Source organism: Levilactobacillus acidifarinae DSM 19394 = JCM 15949 (genome assembly GCF_001434835.1).
GTDB lineage: Bacteria > Bacillota > Bacilli > Lactobacillales > Lactobacillaceae > Levilactobacillus > Levilactobacillus acidifarinae.
The window spans coordinates 485796-507218 of the sequence record NZ_AZDV01000026.1; the positions used below are offsets into that span (position 1 = coordinate 485796).

22 protein-coding genes are annotated in these 21423 nt (G+C 53.6%); 4 read left to right on the plus strand and 18 right to left on the minus strand.

The window, feature by feature from the left end:
* Positions 1 to 68: 68 nt before the first annotated feature.
* Entirely contained in the window at positions 69 to 548 is a 480-nt protein-coding gene (locus tag FD25_RS10030) for a GNAT family N-acetyltransferase (RefSeq protein ID WP_057803826.1), read from the minus strand.
* Between the two features lie 61 nt (positions 549 to 609).
* Positions 610 to 1056 carry a GatB/YqeY domain-containing protein gene (locus FD25_RS10035; RefSeq protein WP_057803829.1) on the minus strand — a complete coding sequence of 149 codons (447 nt, stop codon included), beginning with the start codon at positions 1054 to 1056 and terminating at the stop codon, positions 610 to 612.
* Positions 1057 to 1207: 151 nt separating this feature from the next.
* On the opposite strand from FD25_RS10035, the gene FD25_RS10040 reads away from it, so the two are divergent.
* The gene (locus FD25_RS10040; RefSeq protein ID WP_057803830.1) at positions 1208 to 2221 is read left to right on the plus strand and encodes a zinc-binding alcohol dehydrogenase family protein; all 1014 of its coding nucleotides are present in this window, start codon (positions 1208 to 1210) and stop codon (positions 2219 to 2221) included.
* Between the two features lie 43 nt (positions 2222 to 2264).
* On the opposite strand, the gene rpsU is transcribed toward FD25_RS10040, so the two are convergent.
* Complete coding sequence (gene rpsU, locus FD25_RS10045) at positions 2265 to 2453, minus strand: 30S ribosomal protein S21 (protein ID WP_057730797.1); 189 nt, start codon at positions 2451 to 2453, stop codon at positions 2265 to 2267.
* A 179-nt stretch (positions 2454 to 2632) separates the two neighbouring features.
* Here rpsU and FD25_RS10050 point away from each other — a divergent pair, with 179 nt between their 5' ends.
* Entirely contained in the window at positions 2633 to 3460 is an 828-nt protein-coding gene (locus tag FD25_RS10050; protein ID WP_057803833.1) for a pyruvate, water dikinase regulatory protein, read from the plus strand.
* A gap of 150 nt (positions 3461 to 3610) precedes the next feature.
* Here the strand turns inward: FD25_RS10050 and FD25_RS10055 are convergent, their stop codons facing one another.
* The 8 genes from FD25_RS10055 to hisS form a co-directional block, all read right to left on the minus strand.
* The gene (locus FD25_RS10055) at positions 3611 to 4546 is read right to left on the minus strand and encodes a deoxyribonuclease IV (RefSeq protein ID WP_057803835.1); all 936 of its coding nucleotides are present in this window, start codon (positions 4544 to 4546) and stop codon (positions 3611 to 3613) included.
* Complete coding sequence (locus FD25_RS10060) at positions 4543 to 5772, minus strand: CDP-glycerol glycerophosphotransferase family protein (RefSeq protein ID WP_057803837.1); 1230 nt, start codon at positions 5770 to 5772, stop codon at positions 4543 to 4545. The genes FD25_RS10055 and FD25_RS10060 overlap by 4 nt, the downstream gene beginning before the upstream one ends.
* A gap of 18 nt (positions 5773 to 5790) precedes the next feature.
* Positions 5791 to 6600 (minus strand): ABC transporter permease, encoded by an 810-nt coding sequence (locus FD25_RS10065; protein ID WP_057803839.1) that lies wholly within the window; start codon positions 6598 to 6600, stop codon positions 5791 to 5793.
* A 21-nt stretch (positions 6601 to 6621) separates the two neighbouring features.
* Positions 6622 to 7782: a CDP-glycerol glycerophosphotransferase family protein gene (locus FD25_RS10070; RefSeq protein ID WP_057803841.1), complete on the minus strand. Its 1161-nt coding sequence runs from the start codon at positions 7780 to 7782 to the stop codon at positions 6622 to 6624.
* A 134-nt stretch (positions 7783 to 7916) separates the two neighbouring features.
* Positions 7917 to 8792 (minus strand): YitT family protein, encoded by an 876-nt coding sequence (locus FD25_RS10075; RefSeq protein ID WP_057803842.1) that lies wholly within the window; start codon positions 8790 to 8792, stop codon positions 7917 to 7919.
* A gap of 93 nt (positions 8793 to 8885) precedes the next feature.
* Positions 8886 to 9425: a peptide-methionine (S)-S-oxide reductase MsrA gene (gene msrA, locus FD25_RS10080; RefSeq protein ID WP_057804329.1), complete on the minus strand. Its 540-nt coding sequence runs from the start codon at positions 9423 to 9425 to the stop codon at positions 8886 to 8888.
* A 164-nt stretch (positions 9426 to 9589) separates the two neighbouring features.
* On the minus strand, positions 9590 to 11383 hold the full coding sequence (aspS, locus tag FD25_RS10085) for an aspartate--tRNA ligase (RefSeq protein WP_057804331.1): 1794 nt from the start codon (positions 11381 to 11383) through the stop codon (positions 9590 to 9592).
* Positions 11384 to 11410: 27 nt separating this feature from the next.
* Complete coding sequence (gene hisS, locus FD25_RS10090) at positions 11411 to 12706, minus strand: histidine--tRNA ligase (protein WP_057803844.1); 1296 nt, start codon at positions 12704 to 12706, stop codon at positions 11411 to 11413.
* Between the two features lie 356 nt (positions 12707 to 13062).
* Between hisS and FD25_RS10095 the strand changes: the two genes are divergently transcribed.
* Together FD25_RS10095 and FD25_RS10100 are read left to right on the plus strand one after the other, a co-directional pair.
* Positions 13063 to 13914 (plus strand): N-acetylmuramoyl-L-alanine amidase family protein, encoded by an 852-nt coding sequence (locus FD25_RS10095; RefSeq protein ID WP_057803846.1) that lies wholly within the window; start codon positions 13063 to 13065, stop codon positions 13912 to 13914.
* Positions 13915 to 13934: 20 nt separating this feature from the next.
* Entirely contained in the window at positions 13935 to 14777 is an 843-nt protein-coding gene (locus tag FD25_RS10100) for a fructosamine kinase family protein (RefSeq protein ID WP_057803849.1), read from the plus strand.
* An 82-nt stretch (positions 14778 to 14859) separates the two neighbouring features.
* On the opposite strand, the gene FD25_RS10105 is transcribed toward FD25_RS10100, so the two are convergent.
* The 7 genes from FD25_RS10105 to FD25_RS10135 all read right to left on the minus strand — a co-directional run bounded on the left by FD25_RS10105 (position 14860) and on the right by FD25_RS10135 (position 20804).
* Entirely contained in the window at positions 14860 to 15507 is a 648-nt protein-coding gene (locus FD25_RS10105; RefSeq protein WP_057803851.1) for an HAD-IA family hydrolase, read from the minus strand.
* A 60-nt stretch (positions 15508 to 15567) separates the two neighbouring features.
* Positions 15568 to 16011 (minus strand): D-aminoacyl-tRNA deacylase, encoded by a 444-nt coding sequence (gene dtd / locus FD25_RS10110; protein WP_057803853.1) that lies wholly within the window; start codon positions 16009 to 16011, stop codon positions 15568 to 15570.
* Between the two features lie 18 nt (positions 16012 to 16029).
* Positions 16030 to 18258, minus strand: a complete 2229-nt coding sequence (locus tag FD25_RS10115; RefSeq protein ID WP_057803855.1) for a RelA/SpoT family protein — start codon at positions 18256 to 18258, stop codon at positions 16030 to 16032.
* A gap of 17 nt (positions 18259 to 18275) precedes the next feature.
* Positions 18276 to 18611 carry a hypothetical protein gene (locus FD25_RS10120; RefSeq protein ID WP_382309043.1) on the minus strand — a complete coding sequence of 112 codons (336 nt, stop codon included), beginning with the start codon at positions 18609 to 18611 and terminating at the stop codon, positions 18276 to 18278.
* 70 nt (positions 18612 to 18681) lie between these two features.
* Positions 18682 to 19440: an RsmE family RNA methyltransferase gene (locus FD25_RS10125; RefSeq protein WP_057803861.1), complete on the minus strand. Its 759-nt coding sequence runs from the start codon at positions 19438 to 19440 to the stop codon at positions 18682 to 18684.
* 3 nt (positions 19441 to 19443) lie between these two features.
* A complete protein-coding gene (prmA, locus tag FD25_RS10130; RefSeq protein ID WP_057803863.1) occupies positions 19444 to 20394 on the minus strand; it encodes a 50S ribosomal protein L11 methyltransferase in 951 nt (316 codons plus the stop codon).
* A gap of 92 nt (positions 20395 to 20486) precedes the next feature.
* The gene (locus FD25_RS10135) at positions 20487 to 20804 is read right to left on the minus strand and encodes a hypothetical protein (protein ID WP_146999887.1); all 318 of its coding nucleotides are present in this window, start codon (positions 20802 to 20804) and stop codon (positions 20487 to 20489) included.
* Between the last annotated feature and the right edge of the window lie 619 nt (positions 20805 to 21423).

Consider the following 21423-nt stretch of genomic DNA (forward strand, 5'->3'; position numbering starts at 1 on the left):
ACTGATACTTGAATTTTAGCATACCACCGGGGATTGTAAAAGGATTGACCGTTAAAAACCACTCGTCGTTAGCTTCCTTGATTCTCCGGGGACAACGCCTGCGTCAAAACCAAGCGGTCCCGCAGTTGAATCCCGTTCTCCCAGATGGGCAGAGAATACCGTTGGGTAAAGTAATCCGGTTCAACGGCCACGATGCGTAATCCACACTTTTGGTAGAGATAGAGGGGGCCTAAGCTGGTACTGCCTGTGGCCACTCGTAACGTGGTCTGGCCGTGCTCACTGCCCCATTGCTGGGCAAAATGAATGGCGGCCTGACCGATGCCGTGACGTTGTTTTTCGGGCAGCACTGCCAGATTGGTCACCTCTAACACGCGCTGTGGCCGCTCCGTGAGGACTAACACGCCGACCAACTCGTGGTGCCAGCTTAGCGCCACCCCGGTACTTTGGGGTAAATAGGTCATCACTTGGGACCACTCGGGATCAGCCTGTAAGAGCAAGTCTCGAATCGCCGGACTAACCGTCTGGAATCGTTCGTACTGTAAAAACATGGCCACGCCTCCTTACCAGAAAAGCCGCCGCGGACAACGGGCCCAGCGGTGGCTTGCGGATTTACTTGTTTAGTTGGGCCTTAACGGTCTGGTTGACCAGGTTACCATCGGCCTTGCCCTTAACTTGGGGCATGACGGCGCCCATTACCTTACCGAAGTCTCCCATGCCAGTGGCACCGACCTTGGCGATGCTATCTGCCACGATCTTGGTGATTTCGTCGGCACTCAATTGCTTAGGCGCATATTTTTCAACGATTTCGATTTCAGCTTTAACACCGGCGACCAAGTCGTCACGGTTACCCTTTTGGAATTCATCCAGAGATTCCTTCCGTTGCTTCAATTCCCGGGAGACCACCGTTAATTCTTCGTCGGGCGTCAAGTCGTGCCCCTGCTTAATCTTCTCGTTAGTCAAAGCGGCCTTCATCATCCGGACGACGTTTAAGGTCAACTTATCGTGGGCCTTCATGGCCGTCTTTAAATCCGTGTTCAGTTGGGCTTCTAAACTCATGTCGAATTCCTCCTAAATTAAGTTACTTTATTAGTTTACTACTTATTACCCGGCCCGTCAGTTTTCAGACCACGAGACTTGCCTTTCACTGCTAAACTGAGTACGCTGAAAACGGTTCGGTAACCTCACAATAGAAAGGACTTACTTGGTTATGCATGCTATTGGTTATACGCAACATTTACCGTTAGACGATCCGCACGGCTTGATTGATTTTGACTTACCGCAACCGACGCCGTTGGCCCATGATCTGCTGGTTCAGGTCACGGCCGTGTCCGTTAACCCCGTCGATTTAGCCGTCCGGGGCAACCACGACCCCTTAGACCCTCAACACCCCACCGTGATCGGCTGGGACGCCTACGGGACCGTCACGGCGGTCGGCGCCGCCGTGACCCTGTTTCAACCCGGAGATGCCGTCTTTTATGCCGGATCGTTCAAACGGCCCGGCAGTAACAGTGAGTACCAATTGGTCGACGAACGACTGGTGGGCCACGCGCCGACTAACCTGACCCCGGCGCAGAGCGCGGCCATGCCCCTCACGTCGCTGACTGCCTGGGAGGCCCTGTTCGAACAACTCGGCATCGACCCGCACGCCGACAACCATGGCCAGACGTTACTGGTGATCAACGGGGCCGGTGGCGTCGGGTCCGTTGCCACCCAACTAGCCCACTGGGCGGGGCTGACCGTGATTGCCACGGCGTCGCGTCCGGAAACCATTGCCTGGACGCAAGCACACGGCAGTGACGCCGTGGTGAACCACCGTGAAGACCTGGTGCCCCAGGTTCGTGAGTTAGGACACCAATACGTCGACTACGTCTTAGAATTAAGTAACCTGAACCAACACTGGAACGAAATCGTGGATTTAATCAAACCCAGCGGCCACATCGTTTCGATCACGGGTAGTGACACTCCCATCGACTTGCGGGCGTTAAAAGCCAAACGCGCCACGTTTGCTTGGGAGTGGATGTACACCAAATCGTACTTCGAAACCCCCGATATGGTTAGCCAACATCAGATTCTAGAGGAAGTGCGCCAGCTACTCGATAACGGAACCCTCCAGTCAACACTGACCCAAACAATTCAACCGCTCAACGCCGAAAATCTGATGGCGGCCCATAAGTTGGTTGGGAGTCATCACATGATGGGCAAGGTCGTTTTAGAAAAATAGCGAACAAAAAAATCCCTGATGTCTAAACATCAGAGATTTTTTATTAGAAACGACGCTTCTTAGCTTTACGCTTACGCGCTGCTTCTGACTTTAACTTTTTCTTCACACTTGGTTTTTCGTAAAATTCACGTTTCCGGTATTCTTGTAAAGTACCGTTACGGGAAACCGTACGTTTGAAGCGCCGAAGAGCGTCGTCAAAAGACTCGTTTTTGCGAACGACTGTCTTTGCCATTTGAAATTCCCTCCCTCCGAGCACAAGTAATGACGCTGGTTGGAATCTTCCTACCAGCGTTACGGTTCTTAACCATTATACATAAACACCCAAACGGCGTCAATAATGCTTTTAAATAAAATTTGAACCGTTTTCCACCAGGGAGTAAACTAAAGAAAAACCGTAGAGGAGCTAAAACCATGTCGCCAATTACAATTTTTGTTATTTCCGATTCCTCCGGCGAAACCGCGTTAACCGTGGCGCAAACCGCGGTATCACAGTTTCCGTCCGTGCACGTTAGTTACCAACGCTTCCCGTTCATCCAGACAGATTCCATCCTGGAAGGCATCTTAAACCTGGCTAAAAAACAGAAAGCCATGCTGTTTCACACGCTGGTCAACCCGCAACTCAGTCAACACGTCCGTGAATTTGCGCAAAAAAATAATTTACAACACTTCGATTGCATCCAACCCGCCATGCGCGTGATGGAGTCCGCCACCGGGTTAAAACCAGAAGGCGTTCCTGGTTTAGTTCATAACCTGACCGATACTTACTTCGATCGCATCGCGGCCATGGAGTTTGCCGTGGCCTACGACGACGGTAAGGACCCCACCGGTCTGCTCAAGGCCGACATCGTGATTCTCGGGGTCTCACGAACTTCCAAGACCCCGTTATCCCTCTTCTTGGCTAACCGGAATCTCCGGGTCGCCAACCTGCCCCTGTCGCCTAAAACCCAGTTACCCGATCAACTCTGGCAGGTGGACCCCAAGCGGATCTTTGGGCTCACCAATCAGCCCGAAATTTTACGAAAAATTCGTCAGGAACGCATGATTTCCTACGGGCTCCCCGCCGACAGTGCCTACTCGGACACCAGTAAGATTCAAGAGGAACTGGACTACGCCCAAAAGATTTATAAGAAGATTGGTTGCTTAGTCATCGACGTATCGAATAAATCAATTGAAGAAACGGCCACCCTGATTATGGAAAGTGTGGATTATGATCTGATTCCGCATCCCCTAGCAGATTAGTCGGCCAATTCAAAAATTATAACAACGGCCCCAGCAGAACGAAAAATTCTGATGGGGCCGTTTTGAGTCATCCAATATTAACTTAATTTTGACGGCAGGCGTACCTGCTTAATTGCCGTTTCCCACGATTATTAGTAACCCGCCGCCACTTCATTCACGGGTCAAGTAAGCGTCGACCGGGTTCCCCGCCAACGCATCGGCCGTCAAATCGGGGTTAAAGCGTTGATGTTGGAGCATGGCGACCTCGTAGCCGTGCGGATCAACCCCGGTCTTGCGGTCGGGCCCCACCGGCGGCGTTTCCATGATTTTCGGCACGGCCGTCAGTCGCGGGTGGTGGGCGACCGCGTTCAGTGCGGCAAAGCCCAGGGTGCCGAACCCGATATTGGTGTGGCGGTCCTTATGACTGCCTTGAGGATTTTTAGAGTCGTTCAAGTGAACCACCTTAATGCGGTCGACTCCAATGACTTGGTCAAATTCCCGTAACACCCCGTCGAAGTCCTCGGCAATGGCGTACCCGGCATCACTGGTATGACAGGTGTCAAAACAGACGGATAACCGGTCGTTATGGGCCGTCTGGTCCATGATGCTGGCTAGTTCCTCGAAGGTCCGGCCAACCTCGGTCCCCTTACCCGCCATCGTTTCTAAGGCAATCTGAACGGGCACGGCGGGCGTGGCGGCTAGAATCTGGTCCAACCCCTTCGCAATCTGGGTAATGGCAGCCGGCGCGCCGGCCCCCACGTGGGCCCCGGGATGCAACACGATCTGCAGCGCGCCGATTGCGGCCGCCCGCTTAACTTCGGCCGTCAAGAACTGCACGGCAAAATCAAAGTTTTCCGGTTTCTTGGTATTGCCGAGATTGACCACGTAGGGTGCGTGGACCACCACGGCTTGCTGGTCGTGCGCGGCCATAAAGGCCTGCCCCGCCGCCGCATTTAATTCTTCAATGGGTTTTCGCCGGGTGTTCTGCGGAGCCCCCGTGTAGACCATGAAGGCGTTCTCCCCGTCTTGAGCCGCCTCTTGAGCGGATCCCAGTAGCATGGACTTTCCTTTCATACTCACGTGTGAACCGATTAACAAGTCACTCATTGACCGTCATCCTTTCCCGTCATGATTAAGTTAGCTACTCGGCGGCTAGCCGTCCCGGTTTCCCACTCACAAAAACGCCGATAGAAGGCTGCCTGCTGTTGCGCATAGGCCGGAAAACGCCCCGCCTGAGACCAGGCGTCCAGTTGTGCGTAAAATGCCGGGGCATCGGTGACCAACGGCCCTGGTAAGTCGTTAGGACTGTAATCGAAGTAAAATCCCCGTAGTTGGTCCCGGTAGTGTGCCAAATCGTACGCAAAGAACAACTGGGGACGCTTTAAGTTCGCAAAGTCAAACATCACCGACGAATAGTCCGTGATCAATAAATCCGTGATCAAATAAATGTCCGCAATGTCGGCCTCGGCCAAGATGGTTACCCGACTCTCATACCCACGAATGTCGATCTGATCCTTCACCAGGTAGTGCGGCCGAATCACCAGGTGGGTGTCGGCCGGCACGTGGCGAAAGAACTCGCCTAAATCAAACGGCAGGTCGAATTGATAGACTCCGGGCCTAACGGCGGTATCATCACGCCAGGTCGGCGCGTAGGTCACGACCGGCCCCGTCACGGCCCCCAGTAGTCGGCGCTTAATCGCCGCTACCTGGGCCGGTTGATCCGCCGTATACAACACGTCGTTGCGGGGATAACCAATTGGGAGAAACTTTCCCCGATAACCAAACGCCCGCTTAAATATGTCTTGTGAATACTGGTTCGGCGCAATCAGGTAGTCCCACCGGTTGGCCGCCGTCACGAAATCGGCGTGGTACTGTGCGGTGGTGGTCCCCTTCATGGCCACGTGTTCGATATCGGCCCCCAACTTCTTGAGTGGTGTCCCGTGCCAGGTTTGGATGGTCGTGGTGTGCCGGTTAGCGTGCCACCAGTTCGGTAACCGTGAATTTAGGACCCAGAACTCGGCTCGAGCCATGAGGGCCACCCACCGCGGGGTGAAGCGTTTGACCAGCTGAATCTCCGGGTAGGTTTGATGCAGCGTCGCGTATTCGCTGGGTTTGACACTGAAATAGGCCGTTTTTTGATAACGTGGGTCGGCCCGGACCAGTGCGCGGTAAATTGCCGCGGGGTTATCATTAACGTCCTTGCCGTTAAAACTTTCGAATAAAACTTGTCGCCGCTTAATGGGTAAACAAATAAGCCCACCGTTCAACACGATGAGCCCATAGCGAGCAACCAGCTTCAATGACTGGACAAGGCGTTGTCGACTGTTCGTCATTTGAGTTGCTCCTTTCAATTAGATTAAATCCACGAACCGTGACCGGAACTTGTAGTGTAAGTGTGAGCCCAATAGCAGGACAAAGAACACAAACGCCCAGAACTCTAGGGTCAACATCGGGTGTTGCCAGAACCAGCCCGTTCCCAAGAAGGATTCCCGAAACCCGTTCACAATGTAGTAGTACGGGTTGAGTTCCAACAGGTGCACGAACGGTGCCGGAAACGACGTGGTCACAAAGTTAAACAGCACCCCGGACACGTAGAATAACATCCGCATCACGGATTGTAACAGAATGTGGTAATCCCGCACCAGCACACTGATACATGAGTTGAAGACGCCCAAGGCGACTAATAAACAGATCATGGCAAAGAAATAGTAAAGCCACTGGAACCAGGCAATTTTAGGGTAAACCCCGTTGAGTAACCCGATAAAGATGGAGAACACCATCATGGTCCAAAATGAACTTAGGTTGCTGACCACTTTAATCGTGGGCAACGCCGAAACCGGAAACTTCATCTTGGCAACCATGTTCACGCGTTGGTAAATACTCTTTGAGGCGTCAAGCGTCGAACGGTTCATGAAGAACCACGGTGAAATCCCAATCACCATCCACGGCAGATAACTTACCCCGTTCAACGGTTGACCGTGTTTCAAGCCAACCCCGAACACCAACCAGTAAATAGCAATTTGAATCAACGGATACAGGTACTCCCACATCAACCCTAAGTAATGGCTCTGATAGCTGGCTTGATCTTCGTAACGGGAGATCCGGAAAATAATTCCCAGACTTGAGACCTGTTCTTTGAATAAGGTCATGACCTCTTTCAAGGCACTGCACTCCTTTAAATTTTAATCGTTAGTCCCGGGTGCCCCGTGATAACGTGCGACGACCCGTTGTGTGGCCAGGCCATCGTTGTACGTGTTCCACCGCTGATTGAACTGGGTTAGATCGGTCTTGTGGTCGGCCACGATGGCCGCCGCCAAATCTTGGCTATCCCGTAAGATCCGACTGGGTAGCCCGTTCAAAAAGTCCGCCTGCAGGCCCGGTTCGCGTTGATAGGCCGGCAGGTCAAAAAGGTAGAACAATAAACTGTGCGCGTTGGGTAACAGACTGTAATCGAAGGCCACCGACGAATAGTCCGTGACCAACGTTTCCGTGACCGTCAGCAATTCCGTGGTACTAAGGTGTTGGGCAACCACCACTTGGTCCCCCAACTGCCGTTGCAAGGCCGTCGCCTGCGTCGCCAAGACGGGGTGTAATTTCACCACCACCCGGGCATTCGGGTCGGCCGTCAACGCGGCGGCCAACCCCCGCGGGGGAGTAAAGGTGACCCCCTCACGGTAAGTCGGCGCGTAGAGGATTACCCGGCGCCCGGTCAATTCCGGCGCTAGACGAGCGACTTTGGCCCGCGTTTGGGTTAGCCAGTCCGCATCGCGCAACCGATCCGAACGGGGGTACCCTAAATACTGCATCCGACTGGCCGGTACCCGGTAGGCGTGGGTAAACACGTCGCCCATTGCGGAAGCGCCCACCACGTACTCGTCGAAGTGGTCGTAAACGGCCTGAAACCGGCGTTGATCACTCATTGAGCGTTGTGCCGTGGTGGGATCATCCCACCCAAAGGCCTTGATGGCCCCGGCCGCATGCCAGAGTTGCACGATTCGCATCCCCCGAGGATGCGCTAACCCGCCTAAGAAAGCGTAGTAGTTGTCGCAATACAGAGTCTTGGCGCGCATGATCAGGGGAATCCCGGTTGCCACAAACCGCAGATTATCCTGAAACATAACCACGTGAATTCCCTGTTGGGCGAGCTGAGCGGCCGCAACGGCTTGCTGCGGTCGGTAAAATACGGTCAGTCGCTGTGTGGGCCTGAGGGCTTGAGCCACCGCTCGAATGAAGGGCAGATTATCCCCAAAGCTCATCAGATACACCACATCGGTTAAACGCCGATGGCCGCAGAGCCGCGACATCAGGCGAACTAACCAGAGATAGATTTCTTTCACGTTCATCACCAATCCGTCTTATTTTTGCAGCCCACAACATCGAAAATTATACCACATTCCCCTTCAGAACCCAGAGAAATTTAGGAAGCTTTAAGAAACCCCGAAAAAAACAGCGAGCCGTCCCCGGTCTCGCTGTCGCTTCACCACTTAGGTTCGTAGAAGTGGCCCAACACCTTAACGGTATCGGAGATGCTGACGAAGGCCTTCGGATCGGCTTCGTGCATGGCGACCTCTAAGGCGTCCATTTCGTAGCGCGTAATCACGGTGAACAAGATGGTCTTTTCGTCATGATGGTACGCCCCTTCCGCCCCGTGGACGATGGTGATGCCCCGGCGCATGTGGTTTTGAATACTGTCGATCACGGTCTTCGGTCGGTTGGTGATCACCATGACCTGCATCCGCTGTTGCCGGGTAAAGGTCATGTCGATCACCTTGGCATTCACGAAGAGCCCTAACGCGGAATAAAAGGCGTATGGCCAGCCGTAAACGAACCCGGCACTGATCACGATCAGACTGTTGAAGGCCATGTTGATCGACCCCATGCTCCGACCCGTTTTACGTCGTACCACGATGCCAATGATGTCTAAGCCCCCGGTCGAAATACTGTTCTTCAGGGCAAATCCGGTCCCGTACCCGTTGACCGCCCCCCCGAAGATGGCACAGATAATGGGATCGGTGGTCAAATGCACGGGTTGAATCACCCGAATCATAATTGACGCGAACAAAACACAGATAAAGGTAAAGACGGTAAAGGATTTCCCAATTTGTTTCCAGGCCAGGACGAACAGTGGAACGTTAATCAGAAACAGCCCGAGAGCCGTGGTGATCTGAAACGGGGCGTAACGTCCCGTTAACGTGTTCATCAGCTGCGCCAACCCGGTCGCCCCGGACGAATAAATGTGCCCGGGCGTCCAAAAGAAGTTCACCGCGATGGACACTAAGACCCCGTAGAAAAAGGCCACGGAAAACTTAGCCGTATAGGTATGCCGTTTAAATAGCTGCTGCACATCATCCATGATTTAAAAAATGACCTCACTTTTCATTGCTATAGCGCTCGCTTAGTATAGCATTTATCGGCCACAGCGACCATGGAAATGGCCATCTTTTCGCTAGTTCTCATGATTAGTTTCCTTAGTCCAATGTTGTGCCACAAAAGCAGCCCGACCGCCGGCTTCCTGCTCAGCCATGCGACGCGGATTCTTCTTATAAAACTGTTGGTGGCGTTCCTCGGCCGGATAAAATGGTTGCACCGGTTGAATCTGCGTGACGATGGGCCGGTCAAACTGTTCTCTGGCCTGTAAAGCCTGCTTGGACGCCTCGGCAATGCGGCGCTGAGTCTCATCGGCCACAAAAATCACGGGGCGGTAGTTGTCCCCGCGGTCCTGAAACTGACCGCCCGCATCGGTCGGATCGGTCTGTTGCCAGTAAAGCTCGACTAATTGCGCGTAGGTCACCACCGTCGGGTCAAACCAGATCTTCACGGCCTCGGTATGACCCGTGGTGTGGGCCTTGACCTGTTCGTAAGTTGGATTCGGCACGGTTCCTCCAGTATAGCCCGACAGGACTCGCTGAATCCCTGGTTGTTCTTCAAACGGTTGCACCATACACCAAAAACAGCCACCGGCAAACGTTGCGGTTTCTAAAGTCATCAACATCCCCACTTTCTGACGTCGCTGGTCGACGTCCGGTAATTCTCATTTAATTTTAATTAAACGACTTTTCCCGATAAACATCAAGTCCGTCAGTCGCAAAAAAAGGAACCACTCCGCTAAAGAGTGGTTCCCGATAATTGAGCCGATTAGAAACGACGTGGCTACTTCGTGGCCGGGTCGTCGTCGAGTTCGGTGACCGCTAGATCCAGGTCGTCCAGTTGCTTTTGGGCAACGGTACTTGGCGCTTGAGTCATTGGTTCCGTGGCCTTCGAGTTCTTCGGGAAGGCAATCACGTCGCGGATGTTATCGCGCTTAGCCAGTAAGCGGGCAAACCGGTCAAGCCCAATGGCCAGACCACCGTGAGGCGGGAACCCGTAATCTAAGGCTTTCAATAGGAAGCCAAATTGCTTTTCGGCCCGTTCCGGCGTGAAGCCTAAGGCCTTGAGCATCTTCATTTGTAACTCGCGGGTGTGGATCCGGATGGAGCCGCCCCCGAGTTCCAACCCGTTTAAGATGATGTCGTAACTCTGGGCGTAGGCCTTGTGCGGGTCTTCGCCGTCGTTTAAGTAGTGCGCATCGCCTTCGGCTGGCATGGTGAACGGGTGATGGGCGGGAACCCAACGCTTCAAGTCCACGTCGTAGTCAAACAGTGGCCAGTTGACGATCCATAAGAAGGCCCACTTATTTTGGTCGATCATGTCCTGTTCCTTAGCGATAGCTACCCGCAGGTAACCCAACGTCTGGGCCACCACGCGCTTGGAATCGGCCGCGAACAGTAACAGGTCGCCGGTCTTGGCACCGGTCGCCTTGGTGATCTGGTCGAAGTAGTCGCCTTCCTTGAAGAACTTAGCAATGGGGCCGCTAAAGCCGTCGTCGGTGACCTTCATCCAGGCCAAGCCCTTCGCGCCAAAGCGTTCGATGTACTTGGCGTACTTGTCGAGGTCCTTTCGGCTATACAGGTCGGCCCCACCAGGTACGGCGATGGCCTTGACTTGGCCGCCGTTCGCTACAGCTCCGGAGAAGACCTTAAAGTCGGTATCCTGCATGATCGCCGAAAGGTCCTTTAATTCCATGCCGAACCGCACGTCCGGTTGGTCGGTCCCAAAGCGAGCCATGGAGTCATCCCAGTCCATCCGTGGGAATGGCAACGGCACGTCGACGTTTAGGGTATCCTTCATGACCTTGGCAATCAAGCCTTCGGTAATGTCTTGAATCTCTTCAGCGGTTAAGAAGGACGTTTCCAAGTCGATCTGGGTGAATTCCGGTTGCCGGTCGCCCCGCAAGTCTTCATCCCGGAAACAACGGGCAATTTGGTAGTACCGGTCAAAGCCGGCACCCATCAACAACTGCTTAAACAGTTGTGGGGACTGGGGTAACGCGTAGAAGTGACCGTGGTAGATCCGGGAAGGCACCAGGTAATCCCGGGCCCCTTCTGGCGTGGACTTGGTCAAATCGGGCGTTTCGATGTCGACAAAGCCGTTGTGGTCAAAGTAACTGTGCACGGATTGCACGATCCGGTTACGCAGCATTAAGCCCCGTTGCATTTCTGGCCGGCGTAAGTCGAGGTAACGGTATTGTAACCGCAAGTCGTCGGAGGCCGTGATACCGTCCTTGATGTCAAACGGTGGCGTCTTGGCCTTGTTCAACAGGTTGATGCCCGTGACCCGGACTTCGACCTTTCCAGTCCGCATGTCGGGGTTGATTTCCTTCGCGACCCGGGCAACGACCTTCCCTTGGATTTCAATGACGTATTCGCTGCGGAGTTGTTCCGCAACGGCTAAGGCGTCTTGGCCGTATTCTTCACTAAAGACCAGTTGGACTAAGCCTTCGCGGTCCCGCAAATCAACGAAGATCAAGCCCCCGAGGTCCCGGCGCTTTTGCACCCAGCCCTTTAACACAACGGTTTGGTCGAGATATTGTTCGTCGACTAAGCCGGCGTACGTGGTACGTTTCAAATTCTTTTCCATCTAACCTATCCCCTCTTATTTTGTGGTGAACTTTTGAGCCACCACAGCTTGGAAATCTTGATAAATGTCGGCTAACGGCACACTGACTTCTTCACCCGTCGCCATGGCCTTCAGGTTAGCCGTTTGGTTGGCTAATTCCTGATCCCCGATAGTTAACGTGTAGTGTGCATCTAACCGGTTGGCCGTCTTGAATTGGGCCTTCGGTTTCCGGCCCAGATAATCGCGGTCGGCCGTTAAACCGGCACGCCGAATCGCCTGCACTAACTTGAGCGTTTCGATCGAAGTTTCATCCCCGATCCCCACAACGTACACGTCTAACGGGTGGTCGTTCGGCACGGCCACTTTTTCGGCCTGCATTAACAGCACCAGCCGTTCGACACCCATCCCAAAGCCCACACCAGGCATTTCGGGACCGCCGAGTTCTTCGACCAGACCGTTATAGCGCCCTCCAGCCAAGACCGTGGTGTAGCCTTCGCCCAGGGCCGGTGAATCGGCCATGATTTCAAAAATCGTGTGGTTGTAGTAGTCCAGCCCCCGAACCATGGTGGCGTCGACGTCGTAGGCAATGCCTAAGGCGTCCAGACTAGCCTTGACCTGGTTAAAGTGCGTCGTCGCATCGGGCGTCAAGAAGTCCAAAATCGACGGGGCATCGGCCACGATCTCTTGGTCGTGGGCGTCCTTACTATCCAAGACGCGCAGGGGGTTCTTGTGTAACCGTACCTTGGAATCGTCACTTAATTCGTCGAAGTGGGGTTCCAAAAAGTCGATCAGTGCTTGCCGGTAAGCCGCCCGGGTCTCTTGATCCCCTAACGTGTTGAGCGCTAAGCGTAAGTGCTTTAACCCCAGCTTACTAAGCAAGTTCATCCCCAGGGCAATGACTTCGACGTCCAATTCGGGCGCGTTACTGCCGAAGGCTTCCACCCCGATTTGGTGAAATTCCCGTTGCCGCCCGGATTGGGGCCGTTCGTACCGGAACATCGGGCCCATGTAGTAGACCTTGTACGGCTTTTGGGTCTCGGGACCGTACAGCTTGTTTTCAACGAAGGCCCGAACCACACCGGCCGTGCCTTCTGGCCGCAAGGAGAGGTGCCGATCACCCTTATCCTTGAAGTCGTACATTTCCTTGGTCACAATATCGGAGGTATCCCCGGACGTCCGGGAGAACACCTCAAAATTTTCAAACATCGGCGTGCGGATCTCGTCGAACCGGTAACGGGCAAATAAGTCCCGCGCCGTTTGTTCCACGAACTGCCAGGTCTCAGACGTGCCTGGTAAAATGTCCGCCGTTCCTTTAGGTCGTTGGTAGCGCATAAACAGTCTTCCCTTCCTCTACCGCCGCAAAATAAAAAACACCCCTGTCAATTGACAAGGGCGCAGGTATGCACGGTACCACCTTTTATTTTTCTCAGCAGGATAACGTTGCAAACGAATGACGATCATCGTCATTAGCCTCAAAAGCGTCTTCACCAATACCGAGTTAGTCACTCCCAGCCACGCGACCTCTCTAAAAACGGGTATTTAGTTACTATTCTTTCTCATCGGCTTCTATATAATAGTCTTCTTTAGAATACTGAATCGCCCCGTAAAAGTCAAGGACTCGCCCGGAAGTTCTCCGGGGTTCTCTATCGTGGTATAATTGACCCAATTTGAGACAAGGAGTAACGCCCATGCAGCTTAAACCCAAGAACTGGACCGGCCTAATTGCCGGTCTGATCATTCTCCTGATTGCCGGAGGCCTACTTTGGACCTTCACCCAGCGACACGCCGTCACGGCAACCGTTAGCAATCTGAACTTACGTCAGGGACCGGGGCTCAATTACACCGCGACCCACAAGGTCAAAAAAAATAGCCGGTTGACCATTCTAGGCGAGAAGAACAACTGGTACCACGTCCGCGATAGTCAAAACCACTTTGGTTGGGTCGCCAGTTGGTTAGTGGACCATCCTGGCCACCTCAAAACGGTCACAAATCTAGCGGAGGCCACCATCGTTCTCGATCCGGGCCACGGGGGGAGCGACTCCGGTGCCCTGTCGATCGATCAAAAACACGACGAAAAAACCTACACCCTAGAACTCGCCCAACGCGTCGCCAAAGCCCTGCGCGCTAAGGGCACTCATGTAATCATGACCCGGTCAACGGACAAGACGGTCAGCCTAGCCGATCGACCGGCACTGGCCAACGATCACCAGGCCAACGCCTTTATTAGTTTTCACTTTGACTCCTCCCCCACGGATAACCTGGCGTCGGGCGCCACGACCTACTACTATCATCGCCAGTCCTCTTACGCGCTGGCCCAAGCCGTCAACGGAGAAATGAACGACCTCCCATTGACCAACCGGGGCATTCGCTTTGGCAACTTCGAGGTCATCCGCGACAATAGTCGTCCCGCCCTCCTCCTCGAAATGGGCTACATCAATACCAAAAAGGACTTTAGCGACATTCACAGTGCCGTCTACCAACAGGCCGTCGCCGACCGGGTGGTTAAGGGCTTAGCGCAATACTTCAAGACGCAACATTAACGAAAGAAAGGCGATTTTTTATGGCATTATCGACCACTTGGCTGGCCCAGCTTCCCGTTCCCCAGGTCACGACCGCCACACCGGTTTCCGGCGGCGATATTAATCAGGCCTACCGACTCGAAACCAACGAGGGCCCCTACTTCTTGCTGGTTCAACCCCAGACTCCGGCCAGTTTCTATAGTCACGAGGTCGCCGGCTTACAAGCCCTAAGTCAGGCCGTCAACGTTCCCGAAGTGTTTGGCACCGGCACCATCGACGGCGACGCGTACCTATTATTAGAATTTTTAGCGACCGGTCACGGCAGCCAGTACGACCTGGGACAAGCCGTGGCCCGAGTGCACCGCGTGACCGCGCCGCAATTTGGTTTCGACCAGGACAACTTGGTCGCTAAGCTCCCCAAAAACAATCATTGGCAAAGCGATTGGACCACGTTTTACTTGCAACAACGCTTAGATCCGTTAGTTCAGCGCGCTCAGCAGCACGGCCTCTGGAATAACCAGCGCGCGACCGGGTACGCGCGAGTCCGTCAACACATCGTGACCGAAAACCACGACCGGCAGATCACCCCGTCTTTGCTCCACGGGGATCTATGGGCGGGAAACTACCTGTTCACCACCGATGGTACCCCAACACTGATCGACCCGGATACCCTTTACGGGGATCGTGAATTCGATCTGGCCATGACCACCATCTTTGGCGGGTTCACCCAGGAGTTCTACAAGGGTTATAATGCCGCCTACCCGTTAACTGCGGGTTATGCGCAACGGTTACCCCATTATCAGCTTTATTACCTGTTGGCCCACCTAAACCTTTTCGGTGAAACCTACGGCGGGGCCGTCGACGACCTACTGGCTCGGGGGTAAGCTACTTTAAACTCAACCCAAAAAACGCGTCGAACGTCCAATCTCCTAACTGGAGGAAGAACGTTCAGCGCGTTTTTTAAGGTTACGCTTCGCTAGTTAACCAGTCCTGCAGCTCGGCTAACCGTGTCACCCGGACTTCCGGTTGACTCTCAGCAACAATCAGGTGTTCCGGGTCAAACAGGGCACCGGCCATCCCCGCTCGGTGGCCCGCCTGCACGTCTAAATTGCGATCGCCAATCATGATGGCGGTAGCTGGGGCCACTTGATACTGGTCACACAGAGCATTTAGACTGGCCGGATTGGGCTTGCGGGGATAATCGTCCGTTGCCGTCACCGCCCCACTGAAGTACCCCCTTAGGCCCAATGCGGCTAACCGGTCCAGCGCGCGGGCATCGCGGTGCGTCAACAAAAAGTTTCGGCCCCCCGCAGTGGTCACGGTGTTCAGCAGCTCGGCCGCCCCGGAAAAGGCGACGGCCTGGTCCAATTTAGGGGCCGCCAACCGTTGATACCGGTCATTTAAGCTGTCCTTATTCAAGGTATATTCGGCACTAAATTGTTGCAACGCCGTCCCCAAGCTGTGTTGCCGCATGGCCTTGTAGATGGCCGATTGGTCAATTTCAAAGTCGTTAACGCCAAGTTGGGTCAGTGCCGTGGCAAAGGCCGCCACCATCCCCGGGTAGGTGTCGACCAACGTCCCATCAAAATCCCAAAATAATTGCTGATAACGCATCCCATTTTCCTCCTAAAAAAGAGCCGGGAGACCTTCCCGACCCTTTTAGTTTTCTCATTTTTAATCGTCGGTATCAAACCAGATGGTGCACGGTCCGTCATTGATCAACGCCACGTGCATATCGGCCCCGAATTCACCGGTTTCCACCGGGATCCCCGTGGCCGCCAACTTCTGGTTAAATTCCTCGTATAACGCCTTAGCGTGTGCCGGTTCACCGGCCGCAACGAAGCTAGGGCGGTTACCCTTCTTGGTATTGGCGTAGAGGGTAAACTGTGACACGGACAAGATACTCCCGTCCACGTCGGCAATGCTCAGGTTCATCTTACCGGCGTCATCGCTAAACACCCGCAAGTGGCTGATCTTGTGTACTAAGTAGTCGACCTGATCACTGGTATCGCTGTCTTCCGCCGCTACCAAGAGGCAGTAACCCTGCGCAATCGCCCCCACGACCCGTTTGTCGATCACGACACTGGCCTGTTGGACTCGCTGTAATAACACCCGCATATCCTTGTAACTTCCTTTCTAGCGGAACGGCCGCTTGACCACGTAAACGTCGGGAATATTTTTGATGTTGTCCACGATTCGTTGCAGTTCCCAACGGTTACGGATGCCTAAGCTCACCGAAATGATGACCATCTTGTTATGGTCAACCTTTCCGTTAATGGACGTTAAGTCCTTGGTGGAATTATTGATGGTCCGCAACACGTCGTTTAACAACCCGTTGCGGTTATACCCCTGAACCTCGATATCGGCGTGGTAGTTGGTCCCATCGCCGTGTTCGTCACCCCAGCGAACCGGAACAATCCGTTCGCCGCTTTCTTCGGCGTGCCGCACGTTCGGGCAGTCCACCCGGTGAACGGACACCCCACGGCCCTTGGTGATGTATCCGGTGATCTGATCACCGGGGACCGGCGCGCAACAGTGACTCAAGCGGACCAACAGATTGTCGACGCCTTCAATCACCACGCCGTCGGGCTGTTTCTTGCGGTCCTTCTTATCGGTATCGGAATCGTTCTTGATGGACTGGTGCTCCTCCAAGATCTCACGTTCCTCTTGCCGGCGGCGCTTATCCTCGGCCGCCTGACGGACGTCGTCGGTCAAGCGGTTGACCACGCCTTGCGGTTGAATGTCACCAAACCCAATGGCCGCCAACAAATCATCGACGTGTTGGTAATGCAACTTGGTCGTAACCTTGTCGACGTTTTCCTTGGTCATGATGGACTTGGGGTCATAGCCGGCGTCACGAATCAAACGCTCCACCATCTCCTGGCCCTGGGTAATGTTCTGTTCTCGGTCGCGTAACCGGAAGAATTGCTTGATCTTGTTGCGGGCCCGCCGTGTCGAAACCAGCTTCAACCAATCCCGACTCGGCCCAGCCGAGCTACTCGACGTCCGGATATCCACGATGTCCCCGTTCTTGATTTCGTAGTTCAGCGGCACGATTTTGCCGTTGATGGTGGCCCCAGTCGTATGGTGACCGACTTCCGTATGAATGGCGTAGGCCATATCTAGTGGCCCGGCACCCTTCGGCAGTTCGAGGACGTCGCCCTTCGGCGTAAACGCGTACACGTGATCGCCAAAGAGTTCCCCCTTAACACTGTCCATAAAGTCGGCGGCGTCATCGGTGTCTTCTTGCAGTTCGATGATGTGCTTGAAGAGGTTCAATTTTTCACCAGTGTTGGTGGCCTGAACCTTGTCCTTGACCCCTTCCTTGTACGCCCAGTGGGCCGCGACCCCGTATTCAGCCACGGCGTGCATTTCCTTGGTCCGAATCTGCACTTCGAGTGGCTTACCCTCGGGACCAATCACCGTGGTATGCAGAGATTGATACATGTTGGCCTTGGGCATGGCGATGTAGTCCTTGAAACGGCCGGGCATCGGCTTCCATTGCGAATGAATGGCCCCCAGGACCGCGTAACAATCCTTAATGGTGTCGACAATGACCCGGATGGCCAACAGATCGTAAATTTGACTAAATTGTTTATGTTGATCCTTCATCTTCCGGTAGACCGAATAGATATGCTTCGGTCGACCGTAAATTTCGGGGTGCAAATGTAGGTCCTTGATGGAACTTTGGATCACCTTGATGGCCGCCGCGATGTACTGTTCCCGTTGATCCCGCCGTGAATTCATCAGGTGCACAATGCGGTAATACTGTTGGGGATTCAGGTACCGCAAGGAGATATCTTCCAGTTCCCATTTAATGGTACTAATCCCCAACCGGTCGGCTAACGGCGCGTAAATTTCCAACGTTTCGTTGGCAATCCGTCGTTGCTTATCGGGCCGAAGGTGCTGTAAGGTCCGCATGTTGTGCAACCGGTCGGCTAACTTCACAATCATGACCCGAATGTCCTTGGACATGGCTAATAAAAGTTTCCGGTGATTTTCCGCTAACTGTTCTCGATTGGATTTGTATTTAATCTTCCCTAACTTCGTGACCCCATCCACGATGAGCGCCACGTCGTCCCCGAACAGTTCCCGGACATCACTTAACGTGACCCCCGTATCTTCCACGATATCGTGCAGGAACCCCGCCGAAACGGTTTCGGGATCCATATTCAAATCAGCCAAGATACCGGCCACTTGAATCGGGTGCATAATGTAGGGTTCGCCAGATTGCCGCGTTTGATCACGGTGCGCAACCGTCGCAAAATGGCAGGCCTTGACCACCATTTCGACGTGTTGTGCGTTCATATATTTACCGACTCTGGCAATTACTTCTTCAGCCGTCCAGACACGTTCTTTGGTCATATTGGACGCCACCACCCTTAATTTTTAGATTCTGCTTGTGTTGCCTGTGTCGCCGTCAACCCGTACGCCAGATAGGAGACACACAGGTAGACCAGCGCAAAGTACCGCGTGTATGCGGGTAAAAAGCCGTACGCTCCCAGCAAATACAACGCCGGTAACACTAATAATAGCCACATGGGCCGCGCCTTACTGGCAATCAGGCGCCCCACGGCAATCGCAACGCCCCCGTTAAGGACTAACAGGAGGCCCCCAAACCGCATGACCGTACTGATTCCTAGCCAAGTGGCCAGCGCAGGCAACACGACACCCATGATTAGTCCCGTGAGCCAGTAGCGCCAACCCATCTTTTCCAAAAATACCATCCAACCTTCACCTTTACTCTCTTTATGATTGCAACCATTTTAGCATGTTTTCACGGGGATTTCACCTGCCCCGCGTGGCTGACAACTCCCAAATCGTCGACGCGGCCGCCAAAAAATACAGCGGCGCCGTTTCGGTGCGCAGGATTCGGGGGCCCAATCCCACGAGGGTCGCCCCGGCCGCCTGCGCGTTCTGGACCTCGGCCGGACTGATGCCGCCCTCGGGACCAAAGACGGTTAACACCGTTTGCCCGGGGGTCATGGCCGTTAACCGGGTGGTCAACGCACTGTGCTCGCCTTGCTTAGCGGACTCTTCGTAGGCCAATAACGTGCAATCGTTCGGCGTTTTAAGGACCGCCGCCAAGTTCGGTAAATAACTGACCGTGGGCCGCACTAAGCGGTGCGACTGTTCCGCCGCCCCGTTCGCCACCTTAGTCAAGCGGGCCAATTTTTTAGCCACCTTATTCCCCTGCCACTTCGCAACGGACCAGTCGCCCGCGTAAAAAATAATATGGTCGACACCCATTTCGGTCGCCTTCTGGGTAATCCATTCCGCTTTTTCTTGTTTCGGTAGCCCACAGGCAATCACCGTATGCACCGGTAATTCCACGGCGGGCGTGGCCACGGCCGTTAACCGGACCGTAGCTTGCCGGTCGGTCACCGTCATGAGTTGTCCGTGAAACAAATGGGCCGTCCGATCCACGAATTCGGCCGTCTCCCCGACCTGCGCGCGTAGAACCGTCACCCAGTGGTGCGCCACGTTGTCCGGCAAGGTGACCGTCTGACCATCCTGACCGGTCACGTCTAAAAAGTATCGTTGCATGGGTTATTCATCCTCCGTGGGTTTATGGGCGATCACACCACGCCAATCCTTCATCTGTAAGACGTTATCGATGATGAAGCCCTGCTTTTCTTGGGCGGCCACGACCGTCGCCAATTTATCGGCGATGATCCCGGACGTTAAGAAGTGACCCCCGGGTTGTAAGTTTTCCCAAGCCTGAGGCACTAACGGTACAATGATTTCGGCTAAAATGTTAGCGACCACCAAGTCAACCGGCTGATGAATGCCGTTGAGCAGATTGTTGGGTTCGGCCACCACGTCGCTAGCAATGGGGTTGAGAGCCAAATTGGTTTTGGCCGAGCGAACCGCCACGTCATCGAGGTCAAAGGCCTTGATCTGATCAACCCCCAGGTACTTAGCCGCAATACTTAAGACCCCGGACCCAGTTCCGACATCGTACATGCTCTCGCCACCGCGGACAACCATTTCTAGTTCGGTCAACGACAGTACCGTGGTCGGGTGCGTCCCGGTCCCAAAAGCCATCCCCGGGTCCAACCGAATCACGTGTTCGTCCGTTTGCACCGGTTGATAATTTTCCCAGCTCGGCGTCACCGTCAGATAACGGGTGACCCGGACCGGATGGTAATACTTTTGCCAGGCAGTGGCCCAGCTTTCGTCGGCAACCGCCTTAGAGGTGACCGTGGCCGGTGACGGGTCCAAACCAAACTGACTTAACCCGTTAACGCGCTGCTTGATGGTCGGGAGGATTTCGGGAATAAAGACGGTTTCCGGATAATAAGCAGTAATTTCGGCCCCACTAGTCCGGTGGGGAATCGTCTTGAGGTCCACAATCTCACCGTATTTTCCCGGTTTAAGGTGCTCGTAGTCGGCCGCGTCATCGATTTTGACGCCACTGGCTCCCGCCTCTTGTAGAATGTTGCTGACGGCTTCCACCGCTTCGTTCGTGGTAATGACGCTCACTTCTGTCCATTGCATCGTAAAATTTCCTCCTTAAACTGAAAAAAGCCAGCGACAATGTAACGTTGTCGCCGGCTTCCCATTAGCCCTTAAAATTAATGGCACCAACCCTAGACCTTTTCGGTATCGGTCGAGTGGTCAGCCTGTTTTTGCTCCCGGCGGGCAAGATGCGTCTCTAAATAATCGAGCATATCCGCTTCATTTTGGAACACCCGGGGATGCTTTTGTTTGTGCAGCCGCAAATCAATCTCGTTAATTCGCTGACGCCCAGTCCACGTATGACCATAACGAATGATTACCCGATTATTGAGCGAATGACGGCCGAATTTAAAGACGTAGACGCTCTCTGGCGCCATCAATGGCCGGATGTACGACTTTTCATAACGATAATTATGTTGTCGTAAATATTCCTTAGTTCGACTCAGCATGGTAATCACCTCCTAATGACAATCTACTCGGTTTAGTTAACGGTGAGTGCCGTTTCGGTTGTCTAACCGCTTTAAAATGTATCAATTCACTATAATAATGGATTTAACCCTTAAATGCAAGTAAACCGTCCAAGAATTTCCAATTGGTTCCTAACCCTCACTGAAAGCGAGCTTTACCAGTACTTTCAGTTTGTGAAACCACTTACATTATACCACCCTTAGATGAAATTAGGAATCCATAATTACCTAAAACGTTGATACTACGGCAATTTAAAAGTTCAGTATTCAGGTAAATACGTAAGGTTGTGGGACATTTTGGGCAGCGTCGACCAAGTTACGTCAGGCCGCTATTAGTTTTCATAACTTTTGCGTACCCGTTCCCTTAGACAACAATAACCACCTGAACCCGGAAACGTTATGGCAACTAGAAAAAGCCGCCACCCCTTCACAGAAATGGATGGCGGCCGTTATTTGGCATCAACGTTCTTCAAAGTAACAGATTTTCGAAACAAAAAGTTCTATCATTTTAACGACCTTCGAAAATCGTATTAAACGTTTTAAAAGCAAGCATGCATTTAAACCTTAGAACGTGACTGTAATTAGGTCTCTGGTAGTGAAG